23 protein-coding genes, 1 tRNA gene and 1 pseudogene are annotated in these 21,126 nt (G+C 73.1%); 9 read left to right on the top strand and 16 right to left on the bottom strand.

What is annotated here, in order from left to right:
• Positions 1-93: 93 nt before the first annotated feature.
• Positions 94-894 (bottom strand): annotated as a pseudogene (locus ACFZDC_RS20315) (glycosyltransferase family 87 protein); the annotation flags it as partial.
• 431 nt (positions 895-1,325) lie between these two features.
• Here ACFZDC_RS20315 and proP point away from each other — a divergent pair.
• Together proP and ACFZDC_RS20305 are read left to right on the top strand one after the other, a co-directional pair.
• Positions 1,326-2,669, top strand: coding sequence for a glycine betaine/L-proline transporter ProP (proP, locus tag ACFZDC_RS20310; RefSeq protein WP_391325664.1), 1,344 nt, complete (start codon positions 1,326-1,328; stop codon positions 2,667-2,669).
• A gap of 395 nt (positions 2,670-3,064) precedes the next feature.
• Positions 3,065-3,736 (top strand): class I SAM-dependent methyltransferase, encoded by a 672-nt coding sequence (locus ACFZDC_RS20305; protein ID WP_391325602.1) that lies wholly within the window; start codon positions 3,065-3,067, stop codon positions 3,734-3,736.
• Between the two features lie 17 nt (positions 3,737-3,753).
• On the opposite strand, the gene ACFZDC_RS20300 is transcribed toward ACFZDC_RS20305, so the two are convergent.
• Positions 3,754-4,146 carry a hypothetical protein gene (locus tag ACFZDC_RS20300; RefSeq protein WP_391325601.1) on the bottom strand — a complete coding sequence of 131 codons (393 nt, stop codon included), beginning with the start codon at positions 4,144-4,146 and terminating at the stop codon, positions 3,754-3,756.
• 116 nt (positions 4,147-4,262) lie between these two features.
• Here ACFZDC_RS20300 and ACFZDC_RS20295 point away from each other — a divergent pair, with 116 nt between their 5' ends.
• Positions 4,263-4,694, top strand: coding sequence for a DnaJ family domain-containing protein (locus ACFZDC_RS20295; RefSeq protein WP_391325599.1), 432 nt, complete (start codon positions 4,263-4,265; stop codon positions 4,692-4,694).
• A 107-nt stretch (positions 4,695-4,801) separates the two neighbouring features.
• Here the strand turns inward: ACFZDC_RS20295 and ACFZDC_RS20290 are convergent, their stop codons facing one another.
• From ACFZDC_RS20290 to ACFZDC_RS20280, 3 genes are all read right to left on the bottom strand, one after another.
• On the bottom strand, positions 4,802-5,740 hold the full coding sequence (locus tag ACFZDC_RS20290) for a hypothetical protein (RefSeq protein WP_391325597.1): 939 nt from the start codon (positions 5,738-5,740) through the stop codon (positions 4,802-4,804).
• Between the two features lie 3 nt (positions 5,741-5,743).
• Complete coding sequence (locus ACFZDC_RS20285) at positions 5,744-6,421, bottom strand: hypothetical protein (protein ID WP_391325595.1); 678 nt, start codon at positions 6,419-6,421, stop codon at positions 5,744-5,746.
• A 104-nt stretch (positions 6,422-6,525) separates the two neighbouring features.
• The gene (locus tag ACFZDC_RS20280) at positions 6,526-7,419 is read right to left on the bottom strand and encodes an HTH domain-containing protein (RefSeq protein ID WP_391325593.1); all 894 of its coding nucleotides are present in this window, start codon (positions 7,417-7,419) and stop codon (positions 6,526-6,528) included.
• Between the two features lie 184 nt (positions 7,420-7,603).
• Between ACFZDC_RS20280 and ACFZDC_RS20275 the strand changes: the two genes are divergently transcribed.
• Entirely contained in the window at positions 7,604-8,122 is a 519-nt protein-coding gene (locus ACFZDC_RS20275) for a GNAT family N-acetyltransferase (RefSeq protein ID WP_391325591.1), read from the top strand.
• On the opposite strand, the gene ACFZDC_RS20270 is transcribed toward ACFZDC_RS20275, so the two are convergent.
• Positions 8,106-10,142 carry a DHA2 family efflux MFS transporter permease subunit gene (locus ACFZDC_RS20270; RefSeq protein ID WP_391325589.1) on the bottom strand — a complete coding sequence of 679 codons (2,037 nt, stop codon included), beginning with the start codon at positions 10,140-10,142 and terminating at the stop codon, positions 8,106-8,108. The two genes, ACFZDC_RS20275 and ACFZDC_RS20270, sit on opposite strands and share 17 nt — an antisense overlap.
• A 163-nt stretch (positions 10,143-10,305) precedes the next feature.
• Here ACFZDC_RS20270 and ACFZDC_RS20265 point away from each other — a divergent pair, with 163 nt between their 5' ends.
• A complete protein-coding gene (locus ACFZDC_RS20265) occupies positions 10,306-11,241 on the top strand; it encodes a peptidoglycan-binding protein (protein WP_391325587.1) in 936 nt (311 codons plus the stop codon).
• Between the two features lie 211 nt (positions 11,242-11,452).
• On the opposite strand, the gene ACFZDC_RS20260 is transcribed toward ACFZDC_RS20265, so the two are convergent.
• Together ACFZDC_RS20260 and ACFZDC_RS20255 are read right to left on the bottom strand one after the other, a co-directional pair.
• Entirely contained in the window at positions 11,453-12,109 is a 657-nt protein-coding gene (locus ACFZDC_RS20260; RefSeq protein ID WP_391325585.1) for an HAD-IA family hydrolase, read from the bottom strand.
• Between the two features lie 169 nt (positions 12,110-12,278).
• Complete coding sequence (locus ACFZDC_RS20255) at positions 12,279-12,866, bottom strand: TMEM165/GDT1 family protein (protein ID WP_391325582.1); 588 nt, start codon at positions 12,864-12,866, stop codon at positions 12,279-12,281.
• Positions 12,867-13,241: 375 nt separating this feature from the next.
• Here ACFZDC_RS20255 and ACFZDC_RS20250 point away from each other — a divergent pair, with 375 nt between their 5' ends.
• Complete coding sequence (locus tag ACFZDC_RS20250; protein WP_391325580.1) at positions 13,242-13,895, top strand: DUF1524 domain-containing protein; 654 nt, start codon at positions 13,242-13,244, stop codon at positions 13,893-13,895.
• A 72-nt stretch (positions 13,896-13,967) separates the two neighbouring features.
• Here ACFZDC_RS20250 and ACFZDC_RS20245 read toward each other — a convergent pair whose 3' ends face one another.
• The 5 genes from ACFZDC_RS20245 to ACFZDC_RS20225 all read right to left on the bottom strand — a co-directional run bounded on the left by ACFZDC_RS20245 (position 13,968) and on the right by ACFZDC_RS20225 (position 17,606).
• On the bottom strand, positions 13,968-14,579 hold the full coding sequence (locus tag ACFZDC_RS20245) for a VTT domain-containing protein (RefSeq protein ID WP_391325578.1): 612 nt from the start codon (positions 14,577-14,579) through the stop codon (positions 13,968-13,970).
• A gap of 168 nt (positions 14,580-14,747) precedes the next feature.
• Positions 14,748-15,203 (bottom strand): DoxX family membrane protein, encoded by a 456-nt coding sequence (locus tag ACFZDC_RS20240; protein WP_391325576.1) that lies wholly within the window; start codon positions 15,201-15,203, stop codon positions 14,748-14,750.
• Between the two features lie 532 nt (positions 15,204-15,735).
• Complete coding sequence (locus tag ACFZDC_RS20235; RefSeq protein WP_391325575.1) at positions 15,736-16,329, bottom strand: GNAT family N-acetyltransferase; 594 nt, start codon at positions 16,327-16,329, stop codon at positions 15,736-15,738.
• The gene (locus ACFZDC_RS20230; RefSeq protein WP_391325573.1) at positions 16,326-17,270 is read right to left on the bottom strand and encodes a MerR family transcriptional regulator; all 945 of its coding nucleotides are present in this window, start codon (positions 17,268-17,270) and stop codon (positions 16,326-16,328) included. The genes ACFZDC_RS20235 and ACFZDC_RS20230 overlap by 4 nt, the downstream gene beginning before the upstream one ends.
• Before the next feature lie 105 nt (positions 17,271-17,375).
• Positions 17,376-17,606 (bottom strand): DUF2277 family protein, encoded by a 231-nt coding sequence (locus tag ACFZDC_RS20225; protein WP_391325571.1) that lies wholly within the window; start codon positions 17,604-17,606, stop codon positions 17,376-17,378.
• Positions 17,607-17,698: 92 nt separating this feature from the next.
• On the opposite strand from ACFZDC_RS20225, the gene ACFZDC_RS20220 reads away from it, so the two are divergent.
• Entirely contained in the window at positions 17,699-18,598 is a 900-nt protein-coding gene (locus ACFZDC_RS20220) for a 2-dehydropantoate 2-reductase (protein WP_391325569.1), read from the top strand.
• 13 nt (positions 18,599-18,611) lie between these two features.
• Here ACFZDC_RS20220 and ACFZDC_RS20215 read toward each other — a convergent pair whose 3' ends face one another.
• Positions 18,612-18,983, bottom strand: a complete 372-nt coding sequence (locus ACFZDC_RS20215) for a hypothetical protein (RefSeq protein ID WP_391325567.1) — start codon at positions 18,981-18,983, stop codon at positions 18,612-18,614.
• An 88-nt stretch (positions 18,984-19,071) separates the two neighbouring features.
• Here ACFZDC_RS20215 and ACFZDC_RS20210 point away from each other — a divergent pair, with 88 nt between their 5' ends.
• Positions 19,072-19,524, top strand: a complete 453-nt coding sequence (locus ACFZDC_RS20210; RefSeq protein WP_391325565.1) for a MarR family transcriptional regulator — start codon at positions 19,072-19,074, stop codon at positions 19,522-19,524.
• A gap of 143 nt (positions 19,525-19,667) precedes the next feature.
• Here the strand turns inward: ACFZDC_RS20210 and ACFZDC_RS20205 are convergent, their stop codons facing one another.
• Positions 19,668-19,910 (bottom strand): hypothetical protein, encoded by a 243-nt coding sequence (locus tag ACFZDC_RS20205; RefSeq protein WP_391325563.1) that lies wholly within the window; start codon positions 19,908-19,910, stop codon positions 19,668-19,670.
• 127 nt (positions 19,911-20,037) lie between these two features.
• Positions 20,038-20,109: transfer RNA gene (locus tag ACFZDC_RS20200), tRNA-Val, on the bottom strand.
• Positions 20,110-20,301: 192 nt separating this feature from the next.
• Here ACFZDC_RS20200 and ACFZDC_RS20195 point away from each other — a divergent pair.
• The gene (locus ACFZDC_RS20195) at positions 20,302-21,072 is read left to right on the top strand and encodes a hypothetical protein (protein ID WP_391325561.1); all 771 of its coding nucleotides are present in this window, start codon (positions 20,302-20,304) and stop codon (positions 21,070-21,072) included.
• Positions 21,073-21,126 lie beyond the last annotated feature (54 nt).

Genomic DNA, 21,126 nt, shown 5'->3' with positions numbered 1-21,126 from the left:
CAGCCCGTCACATCGGCTGCCTTGGCGCAGTCACTGCTGACCTGCCCTGACCGGATTCCCCCGGGCCCGCTCCGTACCGTCCACCCCGAGCGCCGGCCGGGTGGCCCAGGCGGAGAGCAGGGTGCCGTGCAGGGACTGGTTGGCGAGGGCGTCGGCCTTGCCGCCGAGGCCGACGCCGGCCATGTGGTGCATCCAGTAGGTGTACGAGTCGTGCGGCATCGCGGCCCGGGCGAGCGCGGGGCAGGCGGCGGAGGTGGCGGCCGTGGTGAGGGCGGCCCGGCGGCGGCCGGTGCACCACAGCAGCGGGGCGAACAGCAGGACGGTCGCTGGAGGGCGGCGGCCAGACCTATGGACAGGCCGCTCTCGCGTTGCCCGCGCGCGATGAAGCAGCCGAGCAGCACCAGCAGGACCGGGATGATGCTGGTCTGGCCGAGCCACAGGGTGGTGCGGACCGGCAGCGACAGCATGAGCAGGCTGATCGCGACCGGCGCGGCCGGCAGGGAGGTGCGGCGGCTGACCGGCCGGGGCAGCGCCCGGGCGGCGACCAGGCCGAGGGCGACGACCAGCAGCAGGGTGCCGAAGGCCCAGCCCCAGCCGAGGGCCTGCTCGGCGGATCTGGTGAGCGGCTTGAGGACCAGGCCGGCGAAGGGGGTGCCGGTGACCCTCGTGGAGTCGTACAGCGAGCCGTTGACGTGCAGGACGCCGTGGGTGCCGACCCAGGTCTCCGGGTCGGTGGGGCGTTCGCCGCTCGGGGGTGAGGACGGCGGCCACCTGCCGTACGGCGAGTATCGCCGCCACCGCGCACAGACCGAGCCGGGTCGCGCGCAGACGCGCTCCCGCCGCGGCTGATCCGAAGGCATCCGCTGGTCGCCCGCCGTGCTCCACGTTCGACACGCCTCGTCGGCCTCCCGCCCCGTTCGTCCCGGGCGTCATGCCCTGCGGGTTCTCTCCGCGAGCCCCGAGCCCTATGAGGCTCGCGGAGGGAACGCGGAGAGGGCGCAGGCGACCCCCGCTCTACCTGACATCCATGCCCTATTTATCCATTTGGCGATAGTTCGACAAGGGTGCGGTTGCCTCCCGGGGGCGCGAGAAGGGTCACAGTGAAGGGCTGGAATACCCGCTCGGAAGTGGGCAGACGTACCTGCGTACGCACCATTTAGCTGCACTATGCATCGACGTGTATACAGGACGCAATCCGCCGAAGTCGCCCTATCGTCGCTTTTGAGCCCGTCGTACGTCACCCCTGCCGTCCGGGCCGCGCCCCTGTCCCCATCGAAAGGTAGGCGAGCCCCGTTTTGGCGACCGCCGCAGCCGTCTCCTCGTCCCTGAAGATCCCCAGGGCCCACAGCGCCTCCGACGTCACCGTCACCGACCCCGCCCTCGTCAAACGCGCCGTGAAGGCGGCCGCGCTGGGCAACGCGATGGAGTGGTTCGACTTCGGTGTCTACAGCTACATCGCGGTCACCCTGGGCAAGGTCTTCTTCCCCTCCGGCAACCCGACCGCACAGCTGCTCTCCACGTTCGGTGCCTTCGCCGCGGCCTTCCTGGTCCGCCCGCTCGGCGGCATGGTCTTCGGTCCGCTGGGCGACCGCGTGGGCCGCCAGAAGGTCCTCGCCGTCACCATGATCATGATGGCGGTGGGCACCTTCGCGATCGGCCTGATCCCGTCGTACGCGACGATCGGTGTCGGAGCGCCGCTGCTCCTGCTGGCCGCCCGGCTGGTGCAGGGCTTCTCCACCGGCGGCGAGTACGCGGGCGCCTCGACGTTCATCGCCGAGTACGCGCCGGACAAGAAGCGCGGCTTCTTCGGCAGCTGGCTGGAGTTCGGCACGCTGGCCGGGTACATCGGCGGCGCGGGCCTCGTCACCCTGATGACGGCGCTGCTCTCCTCGGACGACCTGGTCTCCTGGGGCTGGCGCATCCCGTTCCTGATCGCGGGCCCGATGGGCATCATCGGCCTCTACCTGCGGATGCGCCTGGAGGAGACCCCGGTGTTCGCCGCGGAGGTGGAGAAGGCGGAGGCTGCCCGGCCGAAGGTGCCGCTGCGCGCGATGGTCGCGGGCCAGTGGAAGGCACTGCTGCTGTGCATGGGCCTGGTGCTGGTCTTCAACGTCACCGACTACATGCTGCTGTCGTACATGCCGAGCTACCTCACCAGTGAGCTGAAGTACGACGAGACGCACGGGCTGCTGGTCGTGCTCGGTGTGATGGCGCTGATGATGATCGTCCAGCCGTTCGCCGGCGCCCTGACCGACCGCGTCGGCCGCCGTCCGGTGATCGCCGCGGGCTGTGCGGGCTTCCTGTTCCTGTCCGTCCCGGCGCTGCTGCTGATCCGCCAGGGCAGTCTGGTGGCCGTGGCGCTCGGCATGGGTGCGCTGGGTCTGCTGCTGGTCTGCTTCACGGCGGCCATGCCGGCCGCGCTGCCCGCGCTCTTCCCGACCCGGGTCCGCTACGGCTCCCTGTCGATCGGCTTCAACGTGTCGGTGTCCCTGTTCGGCGGTACGACGCCGCTGGTGGTGACGGCGCTGATCGGGGCGACCGGGAACATGATGATGCCCGCCTACTACATGATGGCCGCGGCGGTCGTGGGCGGGTTCGCGGTGTGGCGGATGGCCGAGTCCGCCGGGCGGCCGCTGCCGGGTTCCGCCCCGGCAGTGGAGCAGCGGTAGGTCGCCGTAGGGCTGCGGACCGTCCCGGGGCGCGGGCGCGCGGAGCCGGTCCCGCCCGCGATACGGCCCACGGCCCGTGGGAGCGCGCGGCGCCCGCGTGAACAGATCACCCACCGGCCGCCGCCGGCGGGGCGCACGGCGGCCGACACACCGGTCCGGCAGATGATCCACGGACCGGCCGCGCGAGCCGGCCGGGACACCCGCCTGGCCGCTGAGCGCCCGTGGGCGGTCTGCCGCGGGTGGTCACGGCCCTCGCGCCGGCCGCCGTACGACGCTCCCGCAGACCGGTGCCGCCCCCGCGCCCGTTCGGTCCCCGTCGCCGATCCCCCCGTCCGCGCCCCTCAACTGAGACCATGCATGTGGAAGTGCAGACACTCGGGAAAGGCAGCAGGCGCATGAGCGGGTCGCAGCTCTGGGACGACGTCGACTTCTACTTCAGCAGCCATCTGGCACCGGACGACGATGCGCTCCAAGCGGCCCTGCGCGACAGCGAGGCCGCCGGGCTGCCGCACATCAGCGTCACGGCCGCCCAGGGCAAGTTCCTCCAGTTGCTCGCCCAGGTCCAGGGCGCCCGCACCATCCTGGAGATCGGCACGCTCGGCGGTTACAGCACGATCTGGCTGGGCCGCGCCCTGCCCGCCGACGGCAGGCTGATCTCGCTCGAGTACAGCGCCAGGCACGCCGACGTGGCCACCCGCAACATCGCCCGCGCGGGCCTGGACCGGATCGTGGAGGTGCGGGTCGGTCCTGCCCTGGAGTCGCTGCCCAAGCTCGCCGACGAGAACCCGCCCCCCTTCGACCTGGTCTTCATCGACGCCGACAAGGCCAACAACCGGCACTACGTGGAGTGGGCGCTCAGGCTCTCCCGCGCGGGCAGCCTCATCGTCGTGGACAACGTGGTGCGCGGCGGCCGGATCGTCGACACCGACAGCATGGAACCCGACGTCGTCGGCACCCGCGCCGCCATCGAACTGATCGCCTCCCACCCGAGGCTCACCGGCACCGCGGTCCAGACGGTGGGCAGCAAGGGGTACGACGGCTTCGCGCTGGCGCGGGTGCTGGGCTGAGCCCTCCCGGGCCGGGCTCATACCTCGTGGTAGAAGCCCACGTTGACGCTGCGCGGCCCCGTGCGGTCCTGGACGACGATCTCGCCGGAGCCGCCGCGCGGCAGCGCCACGGTCCCGCCGTAGGCCACGGTCTGCGCGTACTCCCCGACGATCAGCCGCACTTCGGCGGACGGCTCGGCCTGCGATCCACGCAGCCAGGACACCTGCCAGCCGCCGTCGGGACCGCACAGGAACTCCAGGTGGACCCGGGAGACGAACAGCCAGTCCTCGGGCGTGACCAGTCGGCACACGGCTCCGTCCCGGCCCACCCGCAGCACGGCGCCCGGTTCGCTGGGCGCGTCGGCCATCGTCATGCCGGCCGTGGCGCCCGCGTCGGCCCCGGAGACGGTGGCCATGGTCAGTTCGAGCACGTGCGTTCCCCCTGAAGAAGCTGGGACGTCGGAAACGTCCTTGTGCGGCGGCCGTTTGCCGCACCGCCGCCGCATGATAAAACGCCCGGCCGGGCCGCGTCCGGCACAATGGGCTCATGACCGAGCGAAAGCCACCGGGTGTGCCGTTCGAGTCCTGGGTCGACAAGCAGATCCGCGACGCACAGAGGCGCGGGGAGTTCGACCGGCTGCCGGGCGCGGGTGAGCCGCTGCCCCCCGGTCTCGACTCCACGTACGACGAACTGTGGTGGGTCAAGCGGAAGATGGCCCGCGAGGGGCTGGCCGTGCTGCCTCCCGCGCTGGCCCTGCGCAAGGAGGCCGAGGACGCGCTCGCGGCGGCCTACGCCGCGCCCTCGGAGCGGATCGTCCGGAAGATCATCACCGACGTCAACGCGAAGATCCGCGACATGATGTTCAAGCCGCCGCCCGGCCCGCCCCTGGGCAAGAAGCCGTACGACGTCGAGGAGGTCGTACGGGAGTGGGGCAGGCTGCGGGCGGCGGCGAAGGACGCGCGGGTCTCGGACGTGTAGGGCCTGTCCGGCGGATCATGCCGGAATCGCGGGGCACGGCACGCCCATCCGTACTCCACGACACCGTTGCCCGGAGCCTGCCCGACCTGCCGGACGGACCCCGGCCCTCACAGGTGCAGCAGCCGCCCGGCCAGCTCCCGGTAGTCCCGCAGGGCCAGCCGCAGCTGCTCGGTGTCGGTCTCGCGGCCGGGGCCGCCCCCCTCGGTGTCCTGCCACGACATGCGCAGAGTGCGACGGCGGCGTGTCACGGCCTCGCTGAACCGCGCGGCGATCTCCTCCAGCTCGCGGTCGGCCTCCTCGACCGCGGCCCGCGGCTCGTCCACGAATCCGGCGGCGGTCTTGCGCAGCAGCGCCTCCCACCGCTCCGCCTCCTCGTGCGGCAGCAGCGGGGACCCCGTGCCCTCCGCACCGCGGCCCGCACCGCCGGGCGCGGCCGGCCAGGTGTCCGTACCCCGGCCCTCCGTCGTGGCCGCCTCCCGTCCGGTGAGCTCACCCGGGGAGGGGGCCCCGAGCCCGTTGTCGGGCATCCGACCGCCCGCCGCCACGTCCTCCCGTCCGGGCCCGGCGGTCGCCGCGGATCCTTCCCCTCGCGCACCCGTGGAGCCGCCCCCGCCGGGCATGTCCGACCCGGCGGACCGTGCGCCCTGCGTCTCCTCCCCCGCCGAACCGGCGCGACCCGTTCCGGTGGCCTGCTCGACCCGTGGATCCGCGGTCAGGCCTTCCGTGCCGGGGGCGGCTGTCCCCGCACGGGGCTCCGCGGCCCCTGCGGGTGAGCGGTCGTCCGCCGTCAGGCCCTCCCGGCCGGGTCCCGTGGTGCCGGGAAGCCGGCCCGCCCGGTCGTCGGGCCGGCGGGTGTCGCGCGGGTCCGCTGCGGAAAGCGGCTCGCCCGCTCCCGGCTCACCGGACAGCCGCTCGCCCGGCACCGGCTCACCGGGGAGCCGCTCGCCGGGCCGCCGCTCGTCCTCCGGCTTCCGTGTGGCGCCGGAGATGTCACCTCCGGCCGGGTACCCCTCGGGGCCCGGTCCGGTTTCCCTGCCCTGGGCCATGGCTCAGCTCTCCTTCGGGTGGCTCTTGGTGAAGGACCACGCGTGGGAACGGGCCGGGGTGCCGCCGGAGCGGTCGCCGCTGCCGACCGTGGCGTCGGCGCGGTGCCGGCCGGCCGTCCTGCCGGTGTCGATCAGGTCGTCGAAGAGGGCGCGCGCCTCCACCAGGGCCGTCCGCAGCTCCTCGGTGCCGGCGCCGGCCTCGCTCGCCCCGCTGCTCGCCCCGGCCCGGGCCACCCGGTGCACCTGCCGGTAGCCCTCGACGTGGTCGGCGTGGTGCACGGACAGCGCGGCGAGCTGCTCCTCGTAGCGTCCGCCGTCCGGGTAGCCGCGGGCGCCGGCGACTTCCGCGAGCAGCCGGTCGGCCTCGGCCACCGCCTCCTCGGGCGCGTCCACGAACCGCTCCTGTACGGCCGTCCAGCGGACCGCGTACCGCTCCCGCTCGTCGGGCTGCAGCGGGCGTTCCCGCAGCGCGCCGTGGCGTTCGACGCGCTCGGTGAGCTCCCGTTCGGCGGCCTTGGTGTCCCCGTCGTGCCGCGCCACGGTCCGCTCGTACTCGGGCCCGAAGCGCCGCTTCAGATCCGGCCCGCCGTGCCGGCCGCGGGCGCGCAGGATCAGGGTGGCCGCGACGAGGACCACGACCGCCGCGATCACGATCAAAGCGATGATCATGCCTGTGGACATGGTTGCCTTCCGGATCGGACCGGCCCCGCTGGCCGGTTCTCCCTTCGGGTGACCCGGAAGGCGGCCCACAAACGGCCCGTCAGTCGGCCAAGCGCGCAGCCCGGTCACCGGCCAGACGGTCGCGATGCGCCCGTCCACGCCTGGAGCAGGTCGATGCCGCTGCTCCGGACCCCGTCCGGCCGCGTCACGTACCAGCAGGAGGCGACCCGGCCCGGTCCGCCGTCCACCGGCGGGGTCCCCTCGACGGCGTACCGCAGCCCGGGCTTCCCGGTGCGGAAGGCCGGGTGGAGGAAAGGATGTGAACGGACACCAGCCTGCGCCCCGTGCGCGACACGCCCCTGTCGGCGATTGCCGGCACGTTCCGGGCTCGCCGAGGGCCCCAGGTCCCAGCCGAGGGTGTCGAGCGCCGCCAGGTCGAGGGCCCGGTCCGGGGCCCGCTCGTCGAGGGCCTCCACCGCGCGGATGCGGTAGGGGCTCGGGCCGCGCGGGGCGTTCCGCAGCCGGCACCAGGCGGTCAGGTACCGGTACTCCTCGCCGCGAGGAAGCCCATCGGTTCGATGTCCCGGGTGGTGACGGCGCCGGCCGCGTCGGCGTACCGCAGGCGCAGCGAGCGCCCCGGCGGCAGCGCCTCCCGCGGCACGGGCGGGCACCACCGGCCCGGCACTGCGCGCGGGCTTCGCGGCCGGTACCAGCAGGTGCACGCGCCGGCTCGGCTCCGCCGCCGCCCGCCGCTCCCGCCCGGGCAGCACGGCCGGCACCTCGTGCAGCGCGCTGCGCGCGCCGGCCGCGAACGGTGTCCCGGTGAGGGCGTGCAGCCCGACGGCCAGGGCGGTCGCCTCGGCCGGGGTAACGGTCAGCGGCGGCAGGGTGCGCTCCCGGTCGAGGACGTACCCGCCGCTGCGGCCCGGCTCGCAGTGGATCGGCACCCCGGACCGCTGCAGCGCCAGGAGGTCCCGCTCGATCGTGCGGACGCTGACCTCGAAGCGACGGGCCGGCACGCGGGCGGTGCGCGGGCGGGGAGCGGCGCGGCGCGCAACTCCTCGACCGGCGTGTGGAGTCGGTCGGTTCGGTGCACGACGGACAGTCTCCGGACATCGCCCGACCCGGGGTGTCGGTTCCGCGGGGGGAGGTCACGCGTATTCCCTTGCCAAGGGTCCGCGACGGCGTCCGAGAATGGCCGGCATGACGTGGACGATCGCTCCGGAGCCGTACGACTCGCCGGCCGCCGCCGCGCTGTGGCGGGCGTACTACACGGAGGTCAGCGACCGCTGGTACCTGCTGCACGAGGGGCACCGCACCGAGCCGGACGAGCTGGAGCGCGCGATCGCCGCCCGGACGGGTGCCGAACTCGCTCCGCCTGCCGGTCAGTTGCTGATCGCCCGGTACGGCGGTGAGCCGGCCGGGTCGGCGGGGGTGCGGCTGCTCGACGCGGACACGGCCGAACTCACCCGGGTGTTCGTGTCCGAGGGGATGCGCGGCCGGGGCGGGGCCGCGCTCCTGGTCGCCGCCGCCGAGGAGGCCGCCCGCGCCCTGGGTGCCGGGCGGCTGGTCCTCGACACCCGCAGCGATCTCGTGGAGGCCCGCGCCCTGTACGCCCGCCTCGGCTACACGGAGACCGCACCCCACAACGACGACCGGTACGCCGAACACTGGTTCCGCAAGGACCTGTTGGGTGCCGGGACCGTCAAGCGGGCCCGGTGACCGCCGCCTCGTGCGGTCGCTCGCGCTCCGAGCCGCACAGCTCGCCGGTGAGGTCCTTCACCAACTGGGTCAGGTCGATCGACCGGCCCGGTTGCCACCAGTCGCCGAGCAGCTCGGCCAGGGACTCCTCGCGGGCCTTGGCGAGCCGTTCGGCGGCCGCGCGCCCGGACTCGGTGAGCGTCAGCTCCAGACCCGCGCGTGCCACCAGGTGCCGCTCCTCGATCTGGCGTTCGGCGGCGAGGACGACCCGCATGGGGAGGTCGGTGCGCTCGGCGAGCACGCCCGGTTCCACCGAGCCGTACCTACGGATGCGCAGCAGCATCCAGCTTGCGGCCGGCAGCAGGTCGTACCCGGCCCGCTCGGTGATGCCGCGGTAGATCTCCCGGCGGCCCTCGCGGGTGCCGAGCACGGACAGCGCGCGGCACACCTCGTCGTAGGAGGAGCGTTCGACCGGGTTGGGCGGGATGGTCTCGGAAGCGTCCGGCGCGGTGACCGATCCGCGCAGCCGGTCCTCCTTCAGGAACCACGCCAGGACGAAGCCGAGGAGGGCGACCGGGGCGGCGTACAGGAACACGTCGGTGATGGCGGACGCGAAGGCGTGCAGGGCCGCCGGGCGCACCGAGGGCGGCAGGGCGGCGATGCCGCGCGGGTCGGCCTTGAGCGTGTCGGCCGTGGCGCCGGGCGGCAGGCGCACCCCGCGCAGGGCGTCGGCGAGCTTGTCGCCGAGGCGGCTCGCGAAGACGGTGCCGAAGATGGCGACGCCGAAGGACGCGCCGATGGAGCGGAAGAAGGTCGCGCCCGAGGTGGCGACGCCCAGGTCCGCGTACGACACCGCGTTCTGCACGATGAGCACGAGGACCTGCATGACCAGGCCGAGGCCCAGGCCGAAGACGAAGAAGTAGACGCTCATCACGGCGGTCGGGCTGTTCTCGTCGAGCCGGTGCAGCAGAAGCAGGCCGATGGCGGTGACGGCGGTGCCCGCGAGCGGGAAGACCTTCCAGCGGCCGGTGCGGCTGACGATCTGTCCGGAGGTGGTCGAGGAGAGCAGCAGGCCGATCACCATCGGCAGCATGTGCACGCCGGACATGGTCGGGGAGACACCGTGCACGACCTGCAGGAAGGTCGGCAGATAGGTCATCGCGCCGAACATGGCGAAGCCGACGATGAAGCTGATGACGGCGGAGAGCGTGAAGGTGCGGATGCGGAAGAGCGCGAGCGGGAGGACGGGTTCGGCGGCCCGGCGCTCGACAGCGACGAAGGCGGCGGCGAGGACGACACCCAGCACGGCGAGCCCGATGATCTGCGGCGAGCCCCAGTTCCACGTCGTACCGCCGAGCGAGGCGACCAGCACCAGGCAGGTGGCGACCGCGGCGATGAGGAAGGTGCCGAGGTAGTCGATGACGTGGTGGGCGACCCGGCGCGGGATCTGCAGGGCGGTGGCGATCACGGCGAGGGCGACGACGCCGACGGGCAGGTTGACGTAGAACACCCAGCGCCAGCTCAGGTGCTCGGTGAGCAGCCCGCCCAGCAGCGGCCCCAGCACACTGGCGGCACCGAACACGGCACCGAACAGGCCCTGGTAGCGACCGCGTTCGCGGGGCGGCACGATGTCGCCGACGATCGCCATCGACAGCACCAGCAGCCCGCCGCCGCCCAGCCCCTGCAGCGCCCGGTAGCCGATCAGCTGGGGCATGTTCTGCGCCATGCCGCACAGCGCGGAGCCGATGAGGAAGACGACGATGGCGGTCTGGAACAGCTTCTTGCGCCCGTACTGGTCGCCGAGCTTGCCCCACAGCGGGGTCGCGGCGGTCGAGGCCAGCAGATAGGCGGTGACCACCCAGGACAGGTGCTCCAGACCGCCCAGGTCGCTGACGATGGTGGGCAGCGCGGTCGACACGATGGTCTGGTCGAGCGCGGCGAGCAGCAGCCCGAGCAGCAGGGCGCCGATCGAGACGAGCACGTTGCCGGAGACGTGCTCGGCCCGCGCGTCCTTGGCCGGGTCGTACGTGTCCAGGGCCATGGAGACCTCCCGGGGCTCGGCTGCACACCTCCCATCGTGGGCGGTGTGACCGTTTATGGCCTGTTGAGTTCCCCGCATGGCCGGTTTGCCGCGTGTTCCGGCACGACCGATGTGGAGGACGCCTGCATAAACTCGGGAGATCCCGAGGGGAGGGGACGAACGCGTGACGGAATCGACGGGCCACACCTGCCCGGAATGCGGGGCGCCGAGGGGGGCGGACAACACCCCGTCCTGCGACTGCGCGCGGCGGGCTTCCGAGGCCCTGCGCGAGGCGCGTACGGCCGAGGCGGCAGCGGCGGAGGACTTCGACCCGCTGCGCATACGGCCCTACGTCGAGGTCGCCGACGCCTCCGAGGACGATGCCGGGGCCCGGACCCGCCCGGTACCGGCCGTCGAGGCCACCCTGCCGATGCGCCCGGTGGCCGGGCCCCACAGCACGGATCTGCGGCTCATCGAGCAGGAGCCGCCGCCCGAGCCCGGCACGGGGGCCGGCGGGGGCCCGGCGGAGGAACCCCGGCACCGTTCCCGCCGTACGGTCCTGCTGTCCGCCGCGGGCGCGGGGGTGGCGGTCGCGGCGGCGGCCGGTTTCGCGAGCGGGCTGTTCTCGTACCACACGCCGTCGCGGGACCGCGCGGCCCAGGAGGTGCGGGAGAGCGTCCCCGAGGTGACGGCGCGGGGCACCTCGTCGGCGCCCGCGCCGCCCGCCCCGACCCGCACGGCCTCGCCGTCCCTCTCCCCGTCGGCCGATCCGAGTCCGTCCCCCAGCACCTCGTCCTCCTCCCCTGTCCCCACGGCATCCCGCAGCGCATCCCGCCCGGCCTCGCCGGCCCCTTCGGCGACGGCCATCGGCACCCCGAACGCGTCGCCCACCGCGGCCCCCGTGCTCCGGCTCGGCAACCAGGGCCCGGAGGTCACGGAACTCCAGCTCCGCCTGAAGCAGTTGAACCTGTACGGCGACCAGGTGACCGGCGTCTTCACCCCTCCCGTGGAGGACGCCGTGCGGAACTACCAGGGGGCCCGGGGAATCCGGGGCGACGATCTCGGCGTGTACGGCCCGGCGACCCGGGCGAGCCTGGAGTCGGAGACGTCGAAGCCTTGAGCCCGTGCATCCGGCCCGGCGCTTTCCGCACGTTCGGCGTTTGCAGCGCGTCCGGCGCTTCCATCGTGTCCGGCGTTTGCAGCGTGTCCGGCGCTTTCATTCGCGGCCGGCGCTTCCAGCGCGTAGGGCGTTTTGAGCATCGCGGCGGGGCCAGCCGGCCGAGGCCTCGGCCGCACCCGGCACGGACCCGACCCGCCACCTGAACCCCGGCTCACCCCAGGTGCAGCCGGATCACCCCGTCCCCCACGGCCTCGACCCGCACCTGCGTGAGATCCCGCACCACGGCATCCGGCCGGTGGAACCCGGCCCGCGGCCCCACCCCGACGACCCTCGCCCCGGCGGCCCGGCCGGCCGCGACACCGGCGCCGGAGTCCTCGAAGACGACGCAGTCCGCCGGTTCGACGCCCAGTTCGGCGGCGCCCTTCAGGAACCCCTCCGGGTCGGGCTTGCTCGCGCCGACCGACTCGGCCGTGATGCGCACCTCGGGCAGCGGCAGTCGGGCGGCGGCCATGCGCGCGGTGGACAGGGCGACGTCGGCGGAGGTGACCAGGGCGTGCGGCAGGCCGTCCAGGGAGGCGAGGAAGGCGGCCGCGCCGGGGACCTCGACCACGCCGTCCAGGTCGGCGGTCTCCTCCGCGAGCAGGCGGGCGTTGTCGGCGAGGTTCTGCTCCATGGGCCGGTCGGGCAGCAGCACCGCCATCGAGGCGTGGCCCTGCCTGCCGTGGACGACCTTCATCACCTCGTCGCCGTCCAGCCCGTGCCGCTCGGCCCAGCGCCGCCAGATGCGCTCGACCACGGCGTCCGAGTTGACGAGGGTGCCGTCCATGTCGAGCAGGAGGGCACGGGCGGTGAGGACGGTGGCCGGCATCGGCAGCTCCAGGGACGAAGAAGGGGACAAGGCGGCCCCGCCCGCCGGTCAGGGAAAACGGGCGGGAGCCACTTTGTTTCCCCACGGTACAAAACTGGGACCCGATCCCGCCACCGCCTGCGCCTGCGCCTGCGCTGCGCCTCCGCCTAAGGCTTCACCGCCGTTCGGCTCAGCCCGCCACGGCTTCGTACAGGCTCCACACACCGAGCGCGAGCATCAGCAGGGCCGCGATCTGCGTGATCAGCCGCAGCGGAACCCGCTTCATCAGGGCCTTTCCGCCGACGATGCCGAGCCCGGCCACCACCCACAGGCCGAGGACCGCGCCGACCCCCACGGAGATCGGGTCGTCGTACCGGGCGGCGAGGTTGGCCGTCATGATCTGGGTGAGGTCACCGAACTCGGCGACGAGGATGAGCATGAAGCCGGTCCCCGCGACCTTCCAGAAGGACTGGTCGGCGGGCTTGCGGATCTCCGCGTCGTCATCGGCCCCGCCCTTCTGCAGCAGCAGCACCGCCGCGCCGCCGAGGAAGAGGACGCCTGTGAGCGCGTGCACGAGCTGCTGGGGCAGCAGGGTCAGCACGCTGCCGGCCGCGACGGCGAGCACGACGTGCAGCAGGAAGGCGGCGGCGACGCCCGCGAAGACGTACGAGGCCCGGTAGCGGGTGCCGAGGACGAGGCCGGCGAGCGCGGTCTTGTCCGGCAGTTCGGCGAGGAAGATGACGCCGAAGACGAGCGCCGTCACGGTGATGCTGATCAAGATTCCTCAATCGGTCGGGGCTGCCCCACCGAGAGTGCTGAACCTCACATGAGACACCTCGGCACGGCAGCGCACTCGGCGCCCGCGCCGTGAGGCGCGGGCGTGCACTGCTTGCCGAAGGTCTCGCTGGGCGGTCCGCACGGGATCCGCCTCCGGGCGCCGGCTCAGGCTGGCTGAGCAGTATGTCGACGGTCCGGCGAAGAGCTACTCCCCTTCTGCGCCGCCCATGGTACGCGAGGGAAAGTTCGCTCGTGAACCTTGTCGTGTCATGCACATGACACTAACTTCTTACCCGGCGCTCACCCCCCGGCAATACGGCGCCGCGAGCATTCCCTCGCTCGCGCTCCAACGCCCCCACCCCACAAGGGAGTTCGCATGACTCGCCCCGCAAAGTTCTACGCGCGTCGACGGCTGAGCATACTCGCAGCCCTCACCGGCCTGATAGCCTCCGCCGCCCTGTTCAACTCCCCGAGCGCCTCCGCCGCCCTCCCCACGCCGGTCAGCGCCGCCACCGCCCGCAGCTATCTCTCCCAGCTCACCGTGGCCACCGAGAACCGCACCGGCTACAACCGCGACCTGTTCCCGACGTGGATCACCATCTCGGGCACCTGCAACACCCGCGAGTACATCCTCAAGCGCGACGGCACGAACGTCGTCACCGACTCCGCCTGCGCGGCCAAGAGCGGCAGTTGGTACTCCCCCTACGACGGCGCCACCTGGACCGCCGCCTCCGACCTCGACATCGACCACCTCGTGCCGCTCGCCGAGGCCTGGGACTCCGGCGCGAGCAAGTGGACCACCGCCCAGCGCCAGGCCTTCGCCAACGACGTCACCCGCCCCCAGCTCCTCGCGGTCACGGACAACGTCAATCAGGCCAAGGGCGACCAGGACCCGGCCACCTGGATCCCGTCCCGCTCCGCGTACGTCTGCACCTACGTCCGCGCCTGGGTCCAGGTGAAGTACTACTACGACCTCTCGGTCGACTCCGCGGAGAAGACCGCGCTGACGAACGACCTGGCGAGCTGCTGATCACCGAGCCCCGTCGCCCTCCTCGACCGCGGTGTGCGCACGGTCGGGGAGGGCGGACCCGTATGCGGACGGCTACGCCGGCCGGCGCCGCACCAGGAGCCCGGCCGCGGCCCCGGCCCCGAACAGAGCCGCCACCGACACCCCCGCGGCCAGCCAGGTGGCGCCCAACCATCGGGCGCCGAAATAGCCGAGGGCCACGCTGTAGGCGGCCCAGGACAGACCGGCCAGCGCGGACCAGGGGAGGAAGTCGCGGACGCGGCGGTGGGCGGCGCCCGCGCAGAACGAGACGACCGAGCGGCCGGCGGGCGCGAAACGGGCCAGGACGACCAGGGCGCCGCCGCCCCGGGACAGGGCCTCGCCGAGACGTTCCTGCGCGGCGGTCAGGCGGCGGGAACGGGCTATCGCGCGGTCCAGGCGCTCACCGCCCCGCCAGGCCAGCCGGTAGGCGACCAGATCGCCGAGGACCGAGGCGGTCGCGGCGGAGAGGGTCAGGGCGAGGATGTCCGGCACGTCGTGCGGCACCTGTCCCGCCGCCGCGCCCGATCCCGCCGCCGCCGCGGTGGCCGCCGTGATGACGAGTACGCCGCTCGGCAGCACCGGCACGAACACGTCGAGCAGCACCGACAGGGCCACCATGGCGTAGATCCATGGGCCGGCGGCCAGTGACCCCAGGCTCTCCCGCACTGCGACTCCCCCGTTGCTCCCCCGATGACAGCCATACAGCGTACGCGGGTGCTGTGACAGGAGGTCCTTGGGGGCACATGTGATCGAAACGGGGTTTTCACTTTCGCGCCCGCACGCGTGACGGCACCGCTGCCCGTGAGGGGAGAGGCGCCGTCGTGCGCGGGTCCGTCAGGCGCTCATCGGAGCCTGATCGGCGGCCGGCTGCCGCGTCGCGGGCGTACGCCGGGTGAGGAGCCGGTCGAGGCCGAAGGCGCCGGACCCGGTGAAGACCAGCAGGAAGAACGACCAGCAGAACAGGACGGGCAGCTCGCCGCCGTTCTGGAGGGGCCACAGGGCGGCCTGCTGGTGGACGTCGAAGTACGCGTACGCCATCGAGCCCGAGGCGATCAGGGCGGCACCGCGGGTACCGAGGCCGAGCAGGACGAGGCCGCCGGCGACCAGCTGGATCACGGCCGCGTACCAGCCGGGCCAGGTACCGGACGGGATCGTGCCGCCGTTGGTGCCCATGGCGCCGCCGAGAACGCCGAAGAGCGAGGCGGCACCGTGCACGGCGAACAGCAGGCCGACGACGATGCGGAAGAGCCCGAGCACGTACGGCTGAGCCGAGGTGAGGCGTGCGGTCATGACGATGGTTCTCCTCTTCGGTGCGGCCGGGCCGTCCGTCCGGCGCGGCCGGACAGAACACGCCCGGCCGATCGTGGGGGTGGGGTACCGAACGAGGAACCCAGGTTAGGTGAACCTAATCAATGCTTGCAAGTTCAACATTTGGCCATCGTTCCGCTTCCGCTCGCGGTTCCGCATCGGCCGCAGCCGCACGTGGGACCGCCCGCGCCGCCACGTCGGCGCCCGAAAACGTGACCGAATCCACTCCCCGAGGGGCGCCCCCTGCGGTCACCCGGTGCACACCCTCCGTCGGCACGCCGACCACCAACCTGTTTGCGTGCAGCACGGCTTGACGGTCGATCAGACAGTGGGGCCGAGGTGTCACGCCCAGCTCTCCGCCTTCGTGACCGCCCACGGTGCGGCCGGCAGCCGCCGCTCCTCGGCAGTCCCGCGAGCAGCGGGTCCGCCGTACCCCGCAGATCGGATTCCGGAAGGCGCGCCTCCATGGGGCGCCTGGCGGCAGACCGCCCACAGGAAAGGAGGGTCCGCACGGTCAGGGGCGGTACTCCCGCACATGCACATGCCCGTCGAGGGGGTGAGCGGGCGGCGCCGCGGGCAGCAACCCGGTCAGCTCGTACCCGCACTTCTGCGCGACACGGCACGACGCCGGATTGTCCACCTGGTGGAGCAACTCGAGCCGGGCCAACCCCTCGCCACCGAAGGCCGCGAACGCCCAGTCGGTCAGCGCCCGCAGCGCCCTCGGTGCCACGCCCCGGCCGCGCGCAGGGGCGGCGGTCCAGTAGCCGACCTCGGCCAAGGAGGCGCCGGGAGCCGCGGCCACCTTCAAAACCGCGTGCCCCAGCAACCGCGACGGCGCGGCGCCGGACTCCACGACGGCGAAGCCGAACCGGCGCCCGGTCTCCCACCCGCGCCGCTGCTCCTGGATCCACCGCACCGCGCCCGCCTCGTCCTCCACGACCGAACGCGTCCAGCGGCGCAGAGCGTCGTCCCGGTACGCCCCGATCAGCGCTGCGGCGTCCCCGGGCTCCCACGGCCGCAGGAGCAGAGCGGGTTCCGAGGCGGTGGCGGCCGCTTCCAGCCGGGTCGTGGGCACACGGTCCGTGCGGTCGCTCGGCGAACCGGTCATGAGGCCGCCCCCGCGCCCAGCGCCCGGACGGCCCAGTCGATCGCGGGCGCCAGGGGTTCCGGGTCGGGCCAGCCGCTGATCCGGGCGAGGAGACGGCCGTACCGGTCCCAGCGGGGATCGGCCGCGGCGGTCAGCCGGTCCGACAGCCAGTCGCGCAGCCCGGCGTCGTCGGCATGGCCGACGGCGCGCGCGCAGGCCGCGGTGAGCCGCGCGACGACGAGCCCGGCCTGCGGCGACTCCGGATCGACCGCTGAGGACACGGCCGCCGCCACGAGGTCGCGGGTGACGGCGACGACGTCCGGGCGCGGCGGTGCCGGGGCGGCGCCGTCGGGCGGTCCGGCCACATGGTCCTCGACCAGCCGCCGCATCCCGGCACGGAAGTCCGGGTCCAGGGACAGTTCCGCCAACTCCACCCACGCCGTGACCTGTTCCTCCGTGGGCCGGTCGGACAGCTCGGGGGTCAGGGAGCGCCGAACGGCGGCGGCAGGGCCCGTACGGTCCGGCCGGCCGTCGAAGACGGAGCCGAGAAAGTCGTCGATGAGCCGCTGCCGTTCCACTTCGGACAGCGTGGCGAGCTGGTGCATGCGTTCCATCTCCTCGAAGGTGGCCCCGCTCCCGGCAGCCGCGAGCAGCACCGCGCGTCGCAGCCGCAGGATGCCGATCTGCGCGTCCAGGGCGGCGGCATGCTCCGCGGCGACCCGGCCGAGCGGGAGGTCCCGGTCCAGGACACGGCGGACCGTGTCGAGGCCGAGGCCCAGGTCGCGCAGGGTCCGTACGAGGGCGAGGCGGGCGACGGCGTCGGGGCCGTAGCGGCGGTGACCGGCGGGGGTGCGGTCGGCCGGCGACACCAGACCGCGATCGGAGTAGAACCGGATCGTCTTGATCGTCAGCCCGGTACGCCGGGCCAGTTCACCGATCGAGTACAGAGTGCCGCCGTCCATCCCCCCACCTTCGCGTCTCCCCCTGCGGGAGACTCAAGCCCCCCGGGCGCCCCACGGGCAGCCGTGGCCGACGACTCGGGCATCGCATCGCCCCCGACAACGCCCCTACCCGGCCTCCCGCACGGACTGCCCCCGCACCTCCAGCCCCCCGAGCAGCTCCGCCGTGGCCTCCGCCACGGCCTCCACGGCCCGATCGAACACCTCGCGGTTGTGGGCGGCGGGCGCCCTGAACCCCGAGACCTTCCGCACGTATTGCAGCGCGGCGGCCCGGATGTCGTCCTCGGTGGCCTCACCGGGCAGAACGGGCGGACGCAACGTCTTGATACTCCGGCACATGCCCCCAGTCTCACGCACCCCGCGCCGCCCTGCGAGGATCACGCCGAAGGCGGCCACCGAACCCCGGGGCCGACCGACGAGAGGAACACCTCATGACGACGAAGCGCACCGTGGCCGTCCTCGGCCCCGGCGGCACCGGCGGCCTCCTCGCCGCCCTGCTGTCCCGCGCCGGGCACCGGGTCGTCTGTCTGGCCCGGGAAGCCACGGCCGACACCCTGCGCAACACCGGAATCCAGGTCCGCAGCCGCCAGTTCGGCGACTTCACCGCACCCGTCGAAGCGGACACCGAGCTGCGCGAACCGGTGGACGCCTGCCTGGTCACCGTCAAGCACACCACCCTGGACACCGCCCTCACCCGTGTCCCGCCCGCCGTCCTCGGCGACGCCCTCGTCGTACCGCTCCTGAACGGCGTCGAGCACCCCGCGGCCCTGCGCGCCCGCTGCCGTCCCGACCGCGTGGCCCCCGGCGTGATCCGAGTGGAGTCGACCCGCGTGACCCCCGGCGTGATCGAACACGGCAGCCCGTTCGTGGAGATCGACCTGGCGGGGGACGGCGTACCCCGCTCCCGCCTAGACTCCCTCGCCGCCGTGCTCACCGCCGCCGGCGCGACCAGCCGCGTCCTCGAGGACGAGGTGGCGGCCCTGTGGGCGAAAATGACCTTCCTCGCGCCCTTCGCCCTGCTCACCACCCGCTACGGCCTCCCCCTCGGCGAAGCCCGCACCCGCCACCGCGAGGAACTGGAGTCCCTGGTCGCCGAGACCACCGCGGTGAGCCGCGCCTGCGGCGCCCCCGCCGACCCGGCCCAGGCCCTGTCCCGGTTCGACGCCTTCCCGCCCTCCGCCAAGTCCTCCATGCAACGCGACGCCGAGGCGGGGCGCCCGCTCGAACTCGACGCCATCGGCGGAGCGTTGCTGCGTGCGGCGGACCGCCACAGCGTACCGGTGCCGGTGACGACCCGCCTGGTGACGGAGCTGCGCGCGGCCGGCCGCTGAAGTCCCCGTCGGCTCAGTGGCTCAGCAGCCACTGGGCCGACAGCAGATGCACCGCGGCGAGCCCGCCCGTGGTGATCAGCATGCCCGTGTTGCGGCGGGCGGCGCCGATCGCGGCGTCGCCCAGCTGCACCAGGCCGCCGACGACCAGCACCGGCCCGAGCGAGCCCCAGGATCCGGCGGCGAGCAGCACCAGCATGACGACGCTGAGCGGGACGGCCCGGACGGCGTAGGCACGGGCGAAGAACACCACGCCCGAGTTGAGGGACTCACCCTCCGCGAGGGCCATGGCCGGCCGTGCCATCCCCACGACGCCGGAAACCCCCGATACGAGGGCGACGAGCGCGTTGAGCAGGCTGATCACCAGATGCGCGGTCGATACGGACATGTCCCCCAGCCTTCCCGAGCAACTCTATTAAGTCATCACAAGAATCATTCTCACTGTGAATGATTAGTCGGAAGCTATCATCCCGGGCATGAGTGACGTCAAGGGCTCCGCAGGACTGCCGGACACCCTGGTGTTCCGGCTCGGCACGCTGGGTGCGGTGGTCGGCGACCGCTTCGCCGAGCGCATAGAGCGCCACGACCTCAAGCCCAAGCACGTGGGGCTGCTCACGGCCCTCGGCCAGGGCTCGTTCGCCTCGCAGCAGGACCTGGCAGGCCGCCTCGGCGTGGCGCCCAGCCTGGTGGTCGCCCTCGCCGACCACCTGGAGACCCTCGGCGCGGTGCGGCGGGTGCGCGACCCACAGGACCGCCGTCGCCAGGTACTCACCCTGACCGATCACGGCCAGGAACTCCTGGCCGCCTGCACGACCGAGGCCCGGGCCCTGGACGCCGAACTGACCGCCCACCTCGGCCAGTCCGAGCGCGAGGCACTGCACGCGGCGCTGGGCAGCCTGGCCGCGCGAGTGGGCCTGCCGGCCGGCTGACGTCAGGCTCCCGGCCCTGAACACCCGTTCGCCTGAACCTCGCAACCGAACTCGCCACCCAAAATCGAACAGGCGTAGCATTGCCGCGTGGCTACGACCTATGAATTCCCCAGTGACCTCCTCGCCGGTCAGGAGGAGCTGCATCAGGTCCGGGCCGAGCTGTCGGCCCTGCTCAAGCGCCTGCCCTGGTCGGTCGAGCCGATGGACGGCTTCAGCGACGACACCGGCTGGCGCAAGGTGGAGCGGCCCGCGTCCCCCGGCTGGACGGCGGACGAGCAGGCCGAGGTGGAGAAGCTGCGGCGCCGGGAGCACGAGTTGGCGGTCTTCGTCAGCTGCCACCGCTTCTGGGCCGAGGTCGCGGCGGCGGAGCGGGTCGAGGCCCGCACGAAGCTGAAACACGCCCACGAGGAAGCGGCTGGGAACGCCGAGACCACACAGAACGCAGGGAACGCAGAGAACGGGAAGTGCCACGAAAAGCCCCCGGCCGCACTCGGCCGGGGGCTTCCTCCCGTGTGGGCGCGGACGGTTTCGAACCGCCGACATCCTGCTTGTAAGGCAGGCGCTCTACCCCTGAGCTACGCACCCGTTTCCCGGACACCACACCCAGGACGAGTCGACAGCCTACATTGCCGGTGGCGGTGCACCGCAAACCCGAACAGCCGGACCCCGGTCCATGCGGGGGTTATCCCTACCTCCGGTCCGGGAGCAGGCCGGATCACCGTCCCTTCGTAGATCCATTACGGTCGTCGCAGACCGATCCCAGGGGGAGTTTTTCGCATGATCCGTACCGTTCCCGTTCGCTCGGCCGCCGTCGGGTTGCTGGTCGGTGTCCTCGTCGGCGGTGCCAGTGGCTGTGGGGCCTCCGCCGGTGACGACGAGCGCCCGGACCACCGGTCCTTCACGCTGCACGGCCGTACCCTCACCGTCGACTCCGACGACTCGGCGCTGGAGATCGTCGCCGTGAAGGGGAAGAGGACGGGGACGGTCGAGGTCACCCGGTGGTTCCAGGGTTCGGTGACCGTGGGCAGCGGACCGAAGGTGAACTGGTCCTTCAAGGACGACCGGCTGGTGCTGCGGGTGCACTGCTCCGGGCTCATCGCCGACTGTTCGGCCCGGCACCGCGTCGAGGTGCCGCGCGGGGTGGGGGTCGAGGTCGTCGACGGGAACGGGAGCGTGCGGGCGCACGGTTTCGCGGATCCGCTCGGCATCCGCACCAGCAACGGTGCCGTGCGCGTCACCGACTGCACGGGACCGCTGGACCTGCGGGCCGACGACGGCTCGGTGCGCGCGGCCGTCTCCTCGCGCCGGGTGCGGGCCGGCGTCAGCAACGGCTCGGTGGACGTCGAACTCGGCGGCGTGCCCGACCTCGTGGACGTCGGCAGCGACAACGGCCCGGTCACCCTCGCGCTGCCCCGCGCCGCCTACCGCGTGAAGGCCGGGTCGGACAACGGGCCGGTGTCGGTGTCCGTGCCCCGGGACGACAGGAGCCCGCACACCGTGTCCGCCCACTCCTCGAACGGAAAGGTCACGGTCCGCACGGCGAACTGACCGGCCCGTGTGTTCGTCCTCAACAGGTGGGAGAATGACACCACCCACGGCGAA

The organism is Streptomyces sp. NPDC007905 (assembly GCF_042959345.1).
GTDB lineage: Bacteria > Actinomycetota > Actinomycetes > Streptomycetales > Streptomycetaceae > Streptomyces.
Note: the sequence above shows the minus strand (reverse complement) of the source record. Positions and strands in the feature narration are given on the sequence as shown.

Bases quoted from the DNA above. Each gene is read 5' to 3' on its own strand.
- ACFZDC_RS20305 (WP_391325602.1), top strand. From the start codon at position 3,065: ATGAGCGGGTCGCAGCTCTGGGACGACGTCGACTTCTACTTCAGCAGC.
- ACFZDC_RS20295 (WP_391325599.1), top strand. From the start codon at position 4,263: ATGACCGAGCGAAAGCCACCGGGTGTGCCGTTCGAGTCCTGGGTCGAC.
- ACFZDC_RS20290 (WP_391325597.1), bottom strand. From the start codon at position 5,740: ATGGCCCAGGGCAGGGAAACCGGACCGGGCCCCGAGGGGTACCCGGCC.
- ACFZDC_RS20285 (WP_391325595.1), bottom strand. From the start codon at position 6,421: ATGTCCACAGGCATGATCATCGCTTTGATCGTGATCGCGGCGGTCGTG.
- ACFZDC_RS20275 (WP_391325591.1), top strand. From the start codon at position 7,604: ATGACGTGGACGATCGCTCCGGAGCCGTACGACTCGCCGGCCGCCGCC.
- ACFZDC_RS20270 (WP_391325589.1), bottom strand. From the start codon at position 10,142: ATGGCCCTGGACACGTACGACCCGGCCAAGGACGCGCGGGCCGAGCAC.
- ACFZDC_RS20260 (WP_391325585.1), bottom strand. From the start codon at position 12,109: ATGCCGGCCACCGTCCTCACCGCCCGTGCCCTCCTGCTCGACATGGAC.
- ACFZDC_RS20250 (WP_391325580.1), top strand. From the start codon at position 13,242: ATGACTCGCCCCGCAAAGTTCTACGCGCGTCGACGGCTGAGCATACTC.
- ACFZDC_RS20240 (WP_391325576.1), bottom strand. From the start codon at position 15,203: ATGACCGCACGCCTCACCTCGGCTCAGCCGTACGTGCTCGGGCTCTTC.
- ACFZDC_RS20235 (WP_391325575.1), bottom strand. From the start codon at position 16,329: ATGACCGGTTCGCCGAGCGACCGCACGGACCGTGTGCCCACGACCCGG.
- ACFZDC_RS20230 (WP_391325573.1), bottom strand. From the start codon at position 17,270: ATGGACGGCGGCACTCTGTACTCGATCGGTGAACTGGCCCGGCGTACC.
- ACFZDC_RS20225 (WP_391325571.1), bottom strand. From the start codon at position 17,606: ATGTGCCGGAGTATCAAGACGTTGCGTCCGCCCGTTCTGCCCGGTGAG.
- ACFZDC_RS20220 (WP_391325569.1), top strand. From the start codon at position 17,699: ATGACGACGAAGCGCACCGTGGCCGTCCTCGGCCCCGGCGGCACCGGC.
- ACFZDC_RS20215 (WP_391325567.1), bottom strand. From the start codon at position 18,983: ATGTCCGTATCGACCGCGCATCTGGTGATCAGCCTGCTCAACGCGCTC.
- ACFZDC_RS20210 (WP_391325565.1), top strand. From the start codon at position 19,072: ATGAGTGACGTCAAGGGCTCCGCAGGACTGCCGGACACCCTGGTGTTC.
- ACFZDC_RS20195 (WP_391325561.1), top strand. From the start codon at position 20,302: ATGATCCGTACCGTTCCCGTTCGCTCGGCCGCCGTCGGGTTGCTGGTC.